This is a genomic window from Natrinema ejinorense (assembly GCF_002494345.1).
Taxonomy (GTDB): Archaea; Halobacteriota; Halobacteria; order Halobacteriales; family Natrialbaceae; genus Natrinema; species Natrinema longum.
On record NZ_NXNI01000001.1, the window covers coordinates 3,319,128 to 3,332,870 of the forward strand.

General features: G+C 66.6%; 13 protein-coding genes. 5 read left to right on the forward strand and 8 right to left on the reverse strand.

What is annotated here, in order from left to right:
* Window positions 1–465: 465 nt before the first annotated feature.
* On the forward strand, window positions 466–2,352 hold the full coding sequence (locus CP557_RS16405; protein ID WP_097381685.1) for an SLC13 family permease: 1,887 nt from the start codon (window positions 466–468) through the stop codon (window positions 2,350–2,352).
* A gap of 6 nt (window positions 2,353–2,358) precedes the next feature.
* Here CP557_RS16405 and CP557_RS16410 read toward each other — a convergent pair whose 3' ends face one another.
* The 5 genes from CP557_RS16410 to CP557_RS16430 form a co-directional block, all read right to left on the reverse strand.
* On the reverse strand, window positions 2,359–2,547 hold the full coding sequence (locus CP557_RS16410) for a hypothetical protein (protein WP_097380893.1): 189 nt from the start codon (window positions 2,545–2,547) through the stop codon (window positions 2,359–2,361).
* A 53-nt stretch (window positions 2,548–2,600) separates the two neighbouring features.
* Window positions 2,601–2,912: a hypothetical protein gene (locus tag CP557_RS16415; protein ID WP_097380894.1), complete on the reverse strand. Its 312-nt coding sequence runs from the start codon at window positions 2,910–2,912 to the stop codon at window positions 2,601–2,603.
* A gap of 83 nt (window positions 2,913–2,995) precedes the next feature.
* Window positions 2,996–4,054: an ABC transporter ATP-binding protein gene (locus CP557_RS16420; protein WP_097380895.1), complete on the reverse strand. Its 1,059-nt coding sequence runs from the start codon at window positions 4,052–4,054 to the stop codon at window positions 2,996–2,998.
* Window positions 4,051–5,913, reverse strand: coding sequence for an ABC transporter permease (locus CP557_RS16425; RefSeq protein WP_245853042.1), 1,863 nt, complete (start codon window positions 5,911–5,913; stop codon window positions 4,051–4,053). Before CP557_RS16425 ends, CP557_RS16420 begins: the two co-directional genes overlap by 4 nt.
* Window positions 5,914–5,968: 55 nt before the next feature.
* A complete protein-coding gene (locus CP557_RS16430; RefSeq protein WP_097380897.1) occupies window positions 5,969–7,114 on the reverse strand; it encodes a thiamine ABC transporter substrate-binding protein in 1,146 nt (381 codons plus the stop codon).
* Between the two features lie 108 nt (window positions 7,115–7,222).
* On the opposite strand from CP557_RS16430, the gene CP557_RS16435 reads away from it, so the two are divergent.
* Window positions 7,223–8,341: an AI-2E family transporter gene (locus CP557_RS16435; protein WP_097380898.1), complete on the forward strand. Its 1,119-nt coding sequence runs from the start codon at window positions 7,223–7,225 to the stop codon at window positions 8,339–8,341.
* A gap of 96 nt (window positions 8,342–8,437) precedes the next feature.
* Entirely contained in the window at window positions 8,438–9,082 is a 645-nt protein-coding gene (locus CP557_RS16440) for a DUF5518 domain-containing protein (protein ID WP_097380899.1), read from the forward strand.
* A gap of 66 nt (window positions 9,083–9,148) precedes the next feature.
* On the opposite strand, the gene CP557_RS16445 is transcribed toward CP557_RS16440, so the two are convergent.
* From CP557_RS16445 to CP557_RS16455, 3 genes are all read right to left on the reverse strand, one after another.
* Window positions 9,149–10,429, reverse strand: a complete 1,281-nt coding sequence (locus tag CP557_RS16445; protein WP_097380900.1) for an ABC transporter permease — start codon at window positions 10,427–10,429, stop codon at window positions 9,149–9,151.
* Window positions 10,426–11,184 (reverse strand): ABC transporter ATP-binding protein, encoded by a 759-nt coding sequence (locus tag CP557_RS16450; protein WP_097380901.1) that lies wholly within the window; start codon window positions 11,182–11,184, stop codon window positions 10,426–10,428. Before CP557_RS16450 ends, CP557_RS16445 begins: the two co-directional genes overlap by 4 nt.
* Before the next feature lie 192 nt (window positions 11,185–11,376).
* Window positions 11,377–11,679: a hypothetical protein gene (locus tag CP557_RS16455; RefSeq protein WP_097380902.1), complete on the reverse strand. Its 303-nt coding sequence runs from the start codon at window positions 11,677–11,679 to the stop codon at window positions 11,377–11,379.
* A gap of 274 nt (window positions 11,680–11,953) precedes the next feature.
* Here CP557_RS16455 and CP557_RS16460 point away from each other — a divergent pair, with 274 nt between their 5' ends.
* Both CP557_RS16460 and CP557_RS16465 read left to right on the forward strand, forming a co-directional pair.
* Window positions 11,954–12,892, forward strand: coding sequence for an ABC transporter ATP-binding protein (locus CP557_RS16460; RefSeq protein WP_097380903.1), 939 nt, complete (start codon window positions 11,954–11,956; stop codon window positions 12,890–12,892).
* Window positions 12,889–13,731 (forward strand): ABC transporter permease, encoded by an 843-nt coding sequence (locus tag CP557_RS16465; RefSeq protein WP_097380904.1) that lies wholly within the window; start codon window positions 12,889–12,891, stop codon window positions 13,729–13,731. Before CP557_RS16460 ends, CP557_RS16465 begins: the two co-directional genes overlap by 4 nt.
* The last annotated feature ends 12 nt before the right edge of the window (window positions 13,732–13,743 follow it).

Below are 13,743 nucleotides of genomic sequence, written 5' to 3' on the forward strand. Positions count from 1 at the left end.
GGCTCGTCTTCGAGTCGATATCCACCGCTCGGTTCGGTGCCCGGAACTCGACGCCGGCCCTCGAGACTCGACCGCAGTCCCGATCGGGGACGAACTCGAGCGATGGCCGCCTCCGTATGCGTTCGTCCTCGAAGAGCGCACTTGAGTACCGCGTCCAGTTCCCATTGGAAAGGAATTCTCACGAAGATGTTCACGAAACGGTCGTGCGACTGCCGTCTCGAGGTCTCCCCGAGGACTCGGCCTGCGCTCTCCGTCGATCCCCCGGCTTCAGGTGGAGACCGGTGCGACGCGTGGGAGCACCGGCACCGCGGCTCTCGATTCCACGGCGGCTGTGGTCCCGAATCGGGGGCTTCAAGCGGGGGGAGTAACGAACCCGTACTATCAACCGTGATCGGCGTTCTCTCCTCGGCTCTCGGGATCGCTCCGCTGGTTGTGGACTCCGGTGGTCTCACTGTGACCCCACAGATGCTGGTCGTGTTCGGGATCATCGCCCTCGCGCTGGTACTGTTCGTGACCGAGTGGCTGCCGATCGACGTGACCGCCATCCTGATCATGGTGTTGTTGATGGTCCTGGGTGCCGATGGCGTCGTGAACTTCACCGAAATCTCGACGGCCGAAGGGACCTCCGGGTTCTCCAACTCGGCGACGATCACCGTGCTGGCGATGCTCATTCTGAGTTCGGGGATCAGCCAGACGGGCGTCGTCCAGATCATCGGCCGCAAGATGTCCGCGTTCGCGGGCGACGACCTCGACAAACAGCTGCTCGCCACGATCGGCGTCAGCGGACCCATCTCCGGCTTCATCAACAACACGCCGGTCGTCGCCATCCTCGTGCCCGTCGTCTCCGACATCGCCCACAAGGGCAAGACCTCGCCGTCGAAACTGCTGATTCCGCTCTCGTATGCCTCGATGTTCGGCGGCATGCTCACGCTGATCGGGACCTCGACGAATATCCTCGCGAGCGACGTCTCGGCCCGCCTCAGCGTGGAGTACCCCGAACTCCACGCCTTCTCGATGTTCGAGTTCACAAAGCTCGGCGTCATCGTCCTCCTCGTCGGCAGCCTCTATCTCATGACCGTCGGCCACCGGCTGCTCCCCGAGCGGGTCCCCGTCGACGAGGACTACGTCACTGAGTATGCCATCGGTGAGTACCTGACCGAAGCGATCGTCGACGAGGGCTCCCCGATCGTCGGCTCGACCGTCGCCGACGCCATCGACCGCGTCGAGTTCGACGCCGACATCCTGCAGGTCGTCCGCGACGGCGAGGAGTTCATCGAACCCATCGGCCAGAAGACGATCCGCGCCGGCGACACGCTCCGGCTGCGGGCCGACCGGCCGACCGTCCAGCAACTCGTCGAACGCGAGACGCTCACGATCGACGGCGGCCCCGAGACCGACGCCGAACTCGAGCCCGAGGACATCTCCGACCGCACGCTGGTCGAGGTCGTCGTCCCTCGGGGCTCCTTCCTCGTGGGCGAGTCGCTCGAGACGTCGACGTTCCGCCAGCGATACGACGCGACCGTGTTGGCCTTCCGCAGTCGAGGGGAGACGGTCCGCAGCGATATGGACGAACGCCGCATTCGGGTCGGCGACACGCTGTTGGTCCAGGCGGCACCCGACAGCATCGATCGACTCTCGCAAAACGACGACTTCATCGTCGCCCACGAACCCGAGGAACCCGACTACCGCACGGAGAAGATCCCCCACGCGGCGGTGATCATGGCCGGCGTCGTCGGCTTCGTCGCCGTGCCGTGGGGAACGGTCGGGACCACCGTCGCCGGACTGACAGGTCTCGGCGCGTTCGAGGCGATGTCGGCGCTCTCCCTGCCGATCCTCGTCACCGCGCTCGCGGGCGTCGTCGCGATGGTCGCGACGGGCGTGCTCAAGCCGACGGAAATCTACGACGCCGTCGAGTGGGACGTGATCTTCCTGCTGGCCGGCATCATCCCGCTGGGGATCGCCCTCGAGCAGACCGGCGGCGCGGACCTTCTGGGTACGCTCGTCGCCACGACGGGTACCTATCTGCCGGCGCTGGGGGTGCTCTGGGTGTTCTACCTCGCGACTGGGCTCATCACGGGCGTCATCTCCAACAACGCGAGCGTCGTGTTGATGCTCCCGGTCGCCGTCCAGACCGCCGACCAGATCGGCGCGAACCCCTTCGCGTTCGTGCTGGCGGTGACGTTCGCGGCCTCGACGGCGTTTCTCACGCCCGTCGGCTACCAGACGAACCTGTTCGTCTACGGGCCGGGCGGCTACAAGTTCATGGACTTCGTCCGCGTCGGCGCGCCGCTCCAGTTGCTCCTCTCCGTCGTGACCGTCCTCGGGATCGAGTTCTTCTGGGGCCTGTCGTAACGACTCCTACTCGCCCGCCCCGTCGCTGCCCTCGCTCCGCTCGTCTTCGTTCGCCGCCTCGTCGACCTCTCCCTCCTCCTCGAGTGTCGGTTCGTCCTCGTCGTCCCGCTCGAGGGCCTCGTCGAGTTCACGCTCGCGCTGGCGCTTTTCGGCGTCGTCGGCCTGCTCGTCTCGACTCTCTTTGGTGTCTGCCATGGTACTCACACGGCCGCGACCGGGATAACCCTGTGCCATGCCATCACGCGGCGTTACCGGGAGCCGATCGGGCGATACGGCCGGAGCGCGGCCGCGTTCGGGACGACCCGAACGAGCGTCGACGCCGGCTTGTACGCCACGCGGTCGGTCGGGGACTTCGCGGCGGTGAGTTTCCAGAACCCCGGCGAACCGAACTGCAGTTTACAGAGCCCGCGTCCGTCGGTTCGCGTCGATTTCGTCTCCGTCGAGACGATGGCTCCCTCGACGGGCTGTCGCCGGTCGTCGCGGACCCGGACGGTCATTTCGGTACCGACGTCGACCTCCCGCCGCCCGACGTCGATCCGGAGTTGCCGAGTGATCTGCATGCGGAATGCTACCGGTGCGATCCGGAAAAGAGATCACCTGCGTGTGCCGGCACGCCGAGTGGCTCCGGCAGGCGGGGTCCGAATCAGTCCCGGGCGATGACGTGTGCGTCGTCGGGTGCGAACCCGACGGTGAGTTCGGCGCTCTCGGGGACGTCCGGAAGCTGCAGGACGATCCTGCGACCGTTCCATCGGCCGTTGACCCGGACGGTTTCCCCGAGGAACTCGCTGGTTTCGACGGTCACCGGCAGCCGGTTGTGATCGGCAGCCTGCGAGAGCGCTCCCGGCCGCACGCAGAACGTGGCGCGATCGGTCCCGTCGGGGATCGCCGGCAGCGAGAACGTCTCGCCGTCGATAGCTACCTGCGAGTACTCGCCGTTCCGGCCCCCGACGTCGCCCTCGAAGACGTTGTTGTCGCCGACGAACTCGGCGACGAACCGCGTTGCGGGTTCGCGATAGATCTCCTGGGGACGACCGACCTGCTCGACCCGGCCGTCGTGCATGACCGCAACGCGATCGGAGATCGCCAGCGCCTCCGCCTGGTCGTGGGTGACGTAGACGGTCGTGATCCCGAGTTCCGACTGGATCCGCGTTACCTGCCGGCGTAGCGATTCCCGAAGCTGGGCGTCGAGTGCACTCATCGGCTCGTCGAGCAAGAGGAGATCCGGTGCCGGCGCGAGTGCACGAGCGAGCGCAACTCGCTGTTGCTGGCCGCCCGACAGCGACTCGGGATCGCGCTCGCCCATCCCCTCGAGATCGACCAGCTCGAGCAGGTCGGCGACGCGTTCGTCGACCCCCATTCCGGCGGGAGGGTCTCGAAATCGAAGGCCGTAGCCGACGTTTTCGGCGACGCTCATGTGGGGAAACAGTGCGTAGCTCTGGAAGACGACGCCGACGTCGCGCTCCTCGGGCGGGACGCCGGTCATCTCCCGATCGTCGAAGCAGACGGCCCCGTCGGTCGGTCCCTCGAAGCCGGCGATCGTTCGAAGGGTGGTCGTTTTCCCGCAGCCGGACGGGCCCACGAGGGTGAAAAACTCCCCGTCCCGGACCGACAGATCGACGTCCTCGAGCGCGACGGTACCGCCGTCCGTCGCGTCCGTCCCGCCGTAAACCTTCGAGACGCCCTCGAGAGCGAGCTCGGTCATCGCTCGAACCTCCCGCCGACGCGGTCGACGACGACGAAGCTCGCGGCCGTGACGAACAACAACACCGTCCCCATGGCGATCGCGGGGCCGGAGCGGCGGCCGAGATACCGCTCGACGGCGACGGGCATGGTGTACGTGTCGCCGCCGCTGGCTAAAATCACCGTCGAAGAGAACTCACCGATCGAGATGGCGAAGGCGAAGGCGGCTCCGGCGACGATCCCGCTGGCGACCAGCGGCAGCTCCACGTCTCTGAGCGCACGATACCGGGAGGCCCCGAGCGCCCGCGCGGATTCGACGAGGGCCGGATCGAGGGTCGTGAGCAGCGGCGAGACGTTCCGCGTGACGAAGGGGTAGGCCGCGACGGCGTGGGCGGCGACGATCGCGATCGCGCCCGTCACCTGAAAGCGCCAGCCGCCGGGCAGCGGAATTCCGAAGACCAGGCCCTGCAGGAGCCCGATCCCGAAGACGACCCCGCTGACCGCCAGCGGCAACATCGCGAGCGTGTCGATAACCGCCCCGCTGCGACCGGCGCGGGTCGTCACCACCGAGACGACCACGCCCATCGGTACCGCCACGGCCAGCGTCGCGACCCCGAACAGCAGCGAGTTCCGAATCGCGATCCACGGCAGGGTCTGGTACGATGCCCCCTCGAGCTGGCGCTCGAGCAGGAACGCGTAGTGGCGACCCGTGAGCCCGCTGCCGTCCGTGACGCTCCCGACGACGAGACTCGCCATCGGGCCGACGAAGACCACGACGGCGACCAGTCCGTAGCCGACGATCGCCAGCCGGCGGGGCGACAGTGCCGTCCGCAGGTCGGGAAAGAGCGGCGTCCGGGAGGGCGCGGTGGCCCCTCGAGCGAGCCCCGACTGTGCGGATTCGTACCGGAGGTAGGCGTAGGTCAGGGCCAGCGAGAGGATCGTCTCGAGGACGGCCAGCGTGGCGGCCTCGGCGTAGGCCAGCTGGCGCACCCGGTCGTAGATCCAGACTTCGACGGTCGCGAGCTGGAGCCCGCCCAGCGCGAGGACGATGGGGAACGTCATGAACGTGAAGATGAAGGTCAGGAGCGCGCCGGTCAGGAGCGCGGGCAGCAGTTGCGGGACGACCACGTCGCGGAACGCACGCCGCGGACTGGCCCCGAGACTGCGGGCGGTTTCGACGGTCCGAACGTCGACGGACTCCCAGGCGGCGACGGTGACGCGAGCGACGAGGGGCGCGTTGTAGAACGCGTGGGCGACGATCACGATCGCTAACGGATTCCACTCGATGAACGGATACGGACCGAGTCCGACGATTCCGAGCAGCTGGTTGAGCGTTCCCGCCTGCCCGAACATCGCGTAGAAGCCGACGGCGACCATGATCCCCGGCAGGACGAACGGGAGGATCGTCAGCGAGCGCAGCGTCCGTCGACCCCGGAACTCGTAGTTCGCGAGGACGTAGGCGGCGGGCAGCCCCAGCGCGACGCTCGCGATCGTCGACAGCACCGCCTGATAGGCCGTAAAGCCGAACAGTCCCGTTCGAACGCCCGGCGTCTCGAGGACGGGCCACGGTATCGGAACCGCGATGCCGGGGATCGGATACTCGAGCGAGACCGAGATCGAGACGGCTGCGAGCCAGCCGACGAGCGACTCGAGGTGCGTTCCCACGGCCAGGGGGTCCGCGAAGACCTCGGCGAGCACCCCGACGTAGAACGGATCGGTGAGGACCGCCCGAAAGAACGTGAGCGTCACCGCCCCGTCGTCGACCACGGCGTTGACGAAGACGACCCCGACCGGAACGTAGAGCATGACGGCGAGGACGGCGGCCGTCACGAGCCCCGTCAGCGAGAGCGCGTGGCGCTCGAACCAGCGATATGCGGCCACGAATCCCCCTCGGGGCCGCGCTCTACGTCCGGATCCTCCCGCTCGAGACACGGTGTTAGCGGCCGGCGAACTCGCGTGCCCACTCTTCGACCCAACCGTCGAGGTTGCCCCGAAGCTCGTCGTAGCCGACCGTTACCGCCTCCGACGGCTCGTGTGCGTACTGGTCGAACTCCTCGTCGAGTTCGACGTGCTGGGATTCGACGGCCGGGAACTGGACGTTCCGCTGGGCGATCTCGGCCTGTGCATCGCTCGAGAGGGCGAAATCGAGGAACTCGTAGGCGAGGTCGACTTCGTTCGCTCCCTCGAAGATCCCCATTCCCTCGGGGTTGGCGTATCCTTGCCCGTCCGGGAACGCGATCTGATGCCGGCTCATGTCGTAGCCTTCCGCGCTGGCGAACACCTGGTCGGTCGAATACGAGACCACCATCGGTCGCTCCTCGTTCATGTACGAGCCGTAGTAGGATTCGGACCAGTCGTCGAGCACGCGAACCCCGTTGTCGTCGAGCGCGCGCCAGTACTCGAGGTAGCCGTCCTCGCCGTAGGCGTCGATCGTCCACAGGAGAAACGCTCGACCCGGATCCGAGCTCTGGGCGTTCTGGGCCAGCAGTGCGTCCTCGTAGGCGGGTTCCGTCAGGTCGTCGAGCGTCTCGGGCGCGTCGACGACGGTTTCGTCGTAGACGAGGCTGATGTAGCCCGTATCGTAGGCGAGCACGCGGCCGTGTGGATCGCCCATGTCGAGGCCGTCGCGGATCCGCTCGGCGCGATCGATGCGATCGACGTTCAACTGCCGGAAGAGACCGCCGTCGTCGAGGGTGTCGTCGACCCGGACGAGGTCGTCGACGTTGAGTCCGAGATACACGTCGGCTTCGATCCCGGCGTTTTGTTGTGCCCGAGTGATGTACTGATTGAGCCCCTCGCTCGGGACCATCCATTTCAGTTCGGCGTCGGGATACGCCGCCTCGAAGGCCTCTTTGAGCCACGGGCCGGCGGGGTTGTCGCCGTCGACCATCGACTCGTAGGTCGCGATCCGTAACTCCCCCTCGAGATCCGGGTTCTCCGGCTCGGGATCCGGCGTCTCCGAATCGGTCCCCCCGTCTTCGGTCCCGTTGCCCTGCTCGTCCCCCCCATCGCGAGTCAAGCAGCCAGCGACGCCGGCGAGCGTACTTCCACCGACCGCGCCGACGAACGTTCGACGTTTCATTACCCAGTGGTTGTACTGGGTGGTCTTAAGCCCCGTGATCGCCGCCGTTCCGTTCCGACGCCCTTCTCAGAGCCGAAAGACTTTGTCGCTCGGCTGAGACTCACCGCTGTGTCAGAGACCACGGGGGACTCGCGCTCGCGCAGGCGTCGCCGCTACGTCCTCGCAGGTATCGTCGTCGCACTCGGCGTCCTCACCGGCGGGATCCTGCTCGAGGTCCTCGGGACGATCCTGTTCGCGCTCACCGTCGCCTACGTCCTGTTGCCCGTCCAGGGGTGGCTCGTCAGACGCGGTCTCACGGAGTGGACGGGCGCGCTCGCGGCGACGCTGATCGGTTTCCTGACCGCGGTCGCGGTCTTCGCACCGATCGTCGTGGCGCTGTACTTCCGCATCGAGCCGATACTTGAGGCCGTCGAGAGCCTCCCGCGGGAGCTGTCGATCACGGTCCTCGAGTCGACGCACACGCTCGAGGCCGGCGAGGTGCAGGCGCTCGCGGTCGACTATCTCAGCGGCGCTGCGACGTCGCTCGCGCTCGAACTGCCGGTGCTCGCGATCAAGTTCGCGCTGTTCGTCGTCCTCCTGTTCGGGCTGCTACTCAAAGGCGAGGAGGCGGGTCGAGCCGCCGTCGCACCCGTCCCATACGGCTATCGCGACGTGGTCTACGCGCTGGCCAAGCGAGCCCGCGAGACGCTGTACGCGATCTACGTCCTGCAGGTCGCGACCTCGGTCGCGACGCTGGCGATCGCCTATCCGCTCTTCTGGGTGCTCGGATACGACGCCGCGCTGACGCTGTCGATCGCCGCTGCGGTGTTGCAGTTCGTTCCGATCATCGGTCCGAGCATGCTCATCGCGCCGATCACCCTCTATCACGTCGCCGCCGGCGATCTCTTCGCGGCGACCCTGATCGGGGTGTTGGGTCTCGTGCTCATCGCCTGGCTCCCCGACATCGCCGTCCGACCGCGGCTGTCCCGTCGTTCGGCCGGGTTGCCCGGGAGCCTCTACTTCGTCGGCTTCACCGGCGGTCTCTTCACGCTGGGGCCGATCGGGATCGTCGTCGGCCCGCTGATCGTCGCGGTCTTCGTCGAAGCCGTCGACCTCCTCGCCGACGAGGTCAACCCCGACGTCACGTTCACGGACCTCGTCGAGGCGGACCTCGAGACGCAGTCGGTGGACACCGCCGACACGGAAACGACGTTCGAGGAGACGGAGTCCCGCACTGTCGACGACTGATCGGACCTCCGTTTTGTCCCTTCCCCGGCGTCGGCCGCCGGCGACGCGATCCCATCGACCACCGACACTTTTCTCGCTGCCGGTCGTTCGTTCCGTATGGTCCGCAGCCGAACCATCATCAACGCGATCGTCGGAGCCGTCGTCGGCGTCGTTCTCTCGTTCATCCCCTTCTCCACCGTTCTCGGCGGCCTCGTCGCCGGTTTCCTCGAGGGGCCGGACGAACGGGCCGGCGCGATCGTCGGCGCGCTCGCTGGCGCGATCACCTTCCTCCCGATCGCGGCGGGTGCGTTCCTCGTCTTCGGGTTCCTCGGGATCGGCATCGGCTTTGGCTTCCCCGCCGAAGGGGTCGCGGTCCTCTTCGTTCTGTTCGTCATCGCGTTGCTCTTCCTCCTCGTCTACACCGTCGGCCCGTCGCTACTCGGGGGCTACCTCGGGGCGTACCTCGCGCGGGAATACCCCGAGCGACGGCGGCGGACTCGGGAGACGATCGGGTTCGAGGCGGAGCGGGCGCCGGATCGCGCCCCGTCTCGCGTTCAGGGGCCGGACTCGGACCGCGAACGGTCGGGCCAGGAACCGATGACGGATTACGAACGGGATTCGAGCCAGGATCCGATGACGGACCACGAACGGGATCCGGATCGGTATTCTGATCCGGAGTACGAACCGAACTCGGACCGGCAATCGGGTCCGGATCGCGAACGGGACCCGAACCGCGATCGTGACCGAGACCTGGACCGCTGATCCGACCGCATACGGTCTGCTGTCAACACCCACAGCCGGTCGCGACTGGGCCGGCACTGCTGCCAGTCACTCGTATCTGAGTGCGTCGATCGGATCCGTTCGTGCAGCCCGCCAGGCCGGATACAGCCCTGCGAGGATGCCAACGACCATCCCGACGACGATGGCGAGTGCGACGTACTCGAGGGGGTAGACCAGCGGCAGATCGACGTACTGCGCGCCGAGATACCCCCCGACCAGGCCGAGGGCGGTCCCCAGGATCGAGCCGATGACGCCGAGGATCACCGCTTCGGTCAGGAACAGACCGAGGACATCGCGGTTCTGCGCGCCGACGGCTTTCATGATGCCGATCTCGCGGGTTCGCTCGGTGACGCTGACGAGCATGATGTTTGCGATCCCGATCGATCCGACCAGCAGGGAGATGGCCGCGATCCCCACGATGAAGTTCCGTAGGAGATCCAGCACGTCCTGCAGCTGGCTGAGCAGCTCCGTACTCGTCCGGAACTGGACCTCGAGGTCGTCTCCCAGGAGTTCGCTCGCGTCGGAGGCGTCGCTTTCGAGATAGGCGGTCGCGCTCTCGCGGGCCGCGTCGATGTCGGACTCGTCGGTCGACGGGGCCTCGATGATGATCGCGAGGAAGCGGGCGTCGTCGCTGTTCGTCTCCGTCTCGCCGCCGTCCCCGCCGAGTCCGATCCCCGACGCCTGTTCGGTGTAATAGGGATCCGTCGGGACGTAGACCCGCGGGGAGGACTCGAATCCCTCGAAGGGGCTCTGGCCCTCGCTCGTATCGGTGATGCCGACCACCTCGAGCGTCGTCCGCTCGCCGCCAAGGAGCGTCACGGTGAGTTCGTCGCCGACGGTGACGTTCTCCGCGAACTGATTCGCCGCCGCGGGGTTGAGTACTGCCTCGCGTTCGCCCATCTCGAACTGTCTCCCCTCGGCCAACCGTTCCTCGCGGATGTACGACGGTCCCGAGGCGATCAACCCGTTCCCCTGGGCGACCCTCTCCTCGCCGTTGGAGATCGCCTGCGTCTGGAGCGTCGCGTAGCCGTAGGCCGCCTCCACGTCCTCGAGGTCCTCGACGGTCTCGAGGTCGTCGCCGGTGAAAACGGGCTGTGCGCCCGCCAGCGGGCCGCCCTCGGTGTCGGGTTCGGCGGCCCAGCCGTAGACGTTGCGCTGGTCGTCGGGACTGATGTCTCCGATGATGCCGGCCTGCAGGCTCGCACCCAGCGTGACGAACGCGATCACCGCCGCGATGCCGATCACGATCCCCAGCGTCGTCAGCGCCGACCGGAGTTTGTGCCCGCGGATCGACCGCCAGGAGAGGCGCAGACTCTCGAGGGGGTTCATTCGGGATCGACCCCCGAGTCCCTGCTGGAACCCGAATTCCGGCTCGGGACGCCGCTCGTGGCCCCCTCGTCGAGTTCTTCGATTCGCTCGATCTTTCCGTCGAGCAGGTGGACGATCCGGTCGGCCCGCTCGGCGACGTGGCGCTCGTGCGTGACGACGAGCATGGTCGTCCCACCTTCGTGAAACTCGTCGAAGAGATCCAAAATATCGGCCTCGGTATCGGTGTCGAGGTTCCCGGAGGGCTCGTCGGCCAGCACGATCGCCGGATCGTTGACCAGCGCCCGCGCGAGCGCGACCCGCTGGCGTTGCCCCCCCGACAGTTCGTTGGGGAGGTGGTCCGCGCGGTCCCCGAGGCCGACGCGCTCGAGCAGGTCCCGCGCCCGATCTCGGCGTTCGGGCCGATCGATCCCCTGAAACAACTGCGGCAGTGCGACGTTCTCGAGGGCGTTCAGCCGGGGCATCAGGTTGAACGTCTGGAAGACGAAGCCGACCTCGGTGCCCCGCAGTCGCGTCCGTTCGCGGTCCCTGAGTGCCCCGATCTCCTGCCCGCCGACTGCTACCGTCCCCTCGGTGGGCGTATCGAGACAGCCCACGAGGTTCATCAGCGTCGACTTCCCGGAGCCGCTTGGCCCCATGATCGCGGTGTAGGAACCACGGGAGACCTCGAGCGAGATGCCATCGAGCGCGTGGACGGGTTCGCCGACGCGGTAGGTCTTGCGGACGTTCGAGAGGGCGACCGCCGTCTCCTGTGCCATGTCGGGTCGTCCACGGACGGCTCAAAAAAAGTTCGGCGCACCGATGTGTGTCGTGTGCGTGACAACGGACCCGTGGCTGGGGGGCTTGAGTATCGATGCTCGGGTGATCCGGCAGTTATACTACTGGATAGAAGTCGATACGAAGTCGGTCGCGAATTTGCGATCGGCTTCACGTCGTTCTGTTCAGCAGTATTACCACTCGCCGCCAGCGGTTCCCCCTTGCATCGGTTCCGACGTCGTCTCGTCACCACGGATGACGACGTACAGAATCAGCGCGATGATTCCCAGCGGAAACACGAACAACAGCAACGCGCCGATACCGACCGCCCACGCGAGTTCGTTGTTCTCGCGCTTCGACGCGTCCTTGTACACCCAGTAGGCAGCGCCGATCGTAATGACCAGTGCGAGGAGCGTCCCGATCGCCATGGCGATGAGGGCGTTCGTTCCGATCTCCTCGGCACCCGCCTGTAACGGGAGGGTCGCGAGCAGTCTCATTCGTCCACCTCACGTGCAGGGCCGACCGACCGACCGCTGAGACAGCCAGTCGGTCGAGCGCCACGTCGTCGGTCCCGATCGGTATCGCTTCGGTCGCTGGACCCTGGATCGAGTTCGGTCATCTGTTCGATCACATTTGATATAGAAGTAACACGTTATATACGCCTGTTGCCCGTTTTCTGTCGCTGAAATCACGGAGACGTTCGAGCGCAACTACCGATGTTGAAGACCGAAGCAAGCTATTTGTATGATACAATTGTATGACAGTTAAACTGTGTCCGCTATCGACATTTCCTCCGTGACGAAACAGTACGCGACCGAACGGGCGCTCGACGATCTGACGCTCACCGTCGAGCGCGGCGAAATATACGGCTTCCTCGGGCCCAACGGGGCGGGGAAATCCACGACGATCAACCTCCTGCTCGATTTCATCCGGCCCACCGCGGGCGAGGTACGGGTCTTCGATCTCGACGTGCGAGCCGATAGCCTCGAGATCCGCAATCGAACCGGGATCCTCCCGGAAGGCGTCGACCTCTACGACCGACTCACCGGCCGCCAGCACGTCGAGTTCGCCATCGAGTCGAAAGGGGCCGACGACGACGCCGACGCCCTCCTCGAGCGGGTCGGCATCGGCGACGCGGCCGAGCAGAAAGCCGGCGGCTACTCGAAGGGGATGGCCCAGCGGCTCACCCTCGCGACGGCGCTGGTGGGCGATCCTGATCTCCTGATCCTCGACGAACCCTCGACGGGACTCGACCCGAACGGTGCCCGCCGGATGCGCGAGATCATCCGCGAGGAGAACGCCCGCGGCGCGACGGTCTTTTTCTCCTCGCACGTCCTCGGCCAGGTCGAGGCGGTCTGCGATCGGGTCGGCATCCTCCGGGACGGCTCCCTGATCGCTGAAGACACCGTCGAGGGGCTCCGCGAGGCCATGCCCACCCAGACCCGACTTCGCGTGACGCTCGATCGGATTCCCGACGACTCCGCGGCCGCGCTCGAGGCGCTCGAGTCGATCGACGGCGTCTCGTCGGTGACGCCGGAGGACCGGACCCTCGTCGTCGCCTGCGAGGATCGGGCGAAAACCACCGTCTTGCACACCGTCGAGGAGTACGGCGTGACCGTCGAGGACTTCGAAACCGACGAATCGAGCCTCGAGGACCTGTTCGTGGCGTACACGTCCGACGATTCCAACGGAGCGCAGGTGGTTCGATGAGCGCGATCGCCGTCGCGAAGAAGGACTTCCGCGATGCCGTCCGATCGCGCGTGCTGATCGGGCTGACAGCGTTGTTCGCCCTGTTCACCGCCGGCGGCGCGTTCGTCGCGTCGTGGGCCTCGGAGCTCTTCGAGGAAGGCGGTGCCCAGTCGACGCTCGATCTGATCCTCGCGTTACAGACGCCCGCGGGGTTTCTCGTCCCCATTATCGCCCTGATCGTCGGCTACGGGGCGATCGCACGGGAGCGAGAGAACGGCAGTCTGAAGTTCCTGCTGGGACTCCCCCACCGCCGTCGGGACGTCGTTCTCGGGAAGGTGCTCGGCCGGACGGGCGTGGTGGCCGTGTCGATCCTGGTCGGCTTTACCGTCGGCCTGGCGGGACTCTTCGCGTTCGTCGGCTCGGTTTCGCTCGTCGACTACGTCGCCTTTACGCTGGTGACGGTGTTGTTCGGGTTCGTCTACGTCTGTATCGGGGTCGGGATTTCCTCGCTGACGCGGTCGACGACACGGGCGGCAGTCGGCGTGATCGTCGTCGTCGTCCTGTTTTGGTTCCTCTGGGGACTCATCGGTCAGGTGCTGCTCTACGCGACCGAGGGGACGCTGCTCGTCGAGTCGCTTCCGGACTGGTATCTCGTCTACAGTTCGCTCCCGCCGGGCACTGCCTACGGCTCCGCCATCAGCGCCGTCCTCGGTGAAACCCAGCTGTCGCTGACGACGATGTACGACATCGAAACCGTCCCCCTCGTCGCTCGGCCGTGGTTCGGCTTCGTCCTGCTCGCGATCTGGGCGCTCCTCCCGCTCGGGGTGGGGCTCTCGTGGTTCGACCGCGTCGATCTGTGAGCGCGAAGCTAC